Raw genomic sequence first — 679 nt, 5'->3', positions numbered from 1 at the left:
CGTCACCGAAGACGAACAAGGTCCGCAGGTTCAAGGAGTTCCTGGATGGGGCCGCCAGCTGGAGCCGCGTCGAGCGCATCATAGCGCGGGTCGAGGTCGGCGCCCAAGGTGCTGACACCCGCTTCATCGTCACCAACCTCGCCGGTGGAAAGGCCAAGGCGCTCTACGAAGATGTCTACTGCCGGCGCGGAGCGGCCGAGAACCACATCAAGTCCTGGAAGACGCATCTCGCCGCCGACCGAACGTCCTGCACAAGAGCGACGGCCAACCAGTTCCGGCTGTTCCTGCATGCCGGCGCCTACTGGCTCATGTGGGGCCTGCGCGCTGCGATGCCGAAACGCTCCAGCTTTGCCGTCGCGCAATTCGACACGCTGCGTTTGCGCCTCATCAAGATCGCTGCGCGGGTGGTCGAGATGAAGACGCAAATCCGCCTGCACCTGCCGACATCCTGCCCCGACCAACGCATCCTGCGCATCGTCCTCGATCGCATTCCGCGGCTCGCGACATAACCATGGGGCGCAGACGCCCCGAAACGAACCCGCCGACCGCAACCTGCAAACCCCACCTGCCATCACGACGGATCACCGCCGGCGCCTGACGAGGTTCGCGGAAAAGCGCCCAACAGCGGCCACATCGCCGCTTCAGGCCGCCAAAACCTCATCGCCGTGCATCAAGGCGG

Annotated in this window: 1 protein-coding gene; it reads left to right on the top strand. The window is 65.1% G+C overall.

The features are described 5' to 3' along the window. The coding region (locus tag NKK47_RS35095; protein ID WP_352579943.1) for a transposase at window positions 1-509 on the top strand (509 nt) is incomplete at its 5' end. Window positions 510-679 lie beyond the last annotated feature (170 nt).

It is taken from the genome of Mesorhizobium sp. M0019, from assembly GCF_040323975.1.
Taxonomy (GTDB): domain Bacteria; phylum Pseudomonadota; class Alphaproteobacteria; order Rhizobiales; family Rhizobiaceae; genus Mesorhizobium.
Note: the sequence above shows the minus strand (reverse complement) of the source record. Positions and strands in the feature narration are given on the sequence as shown.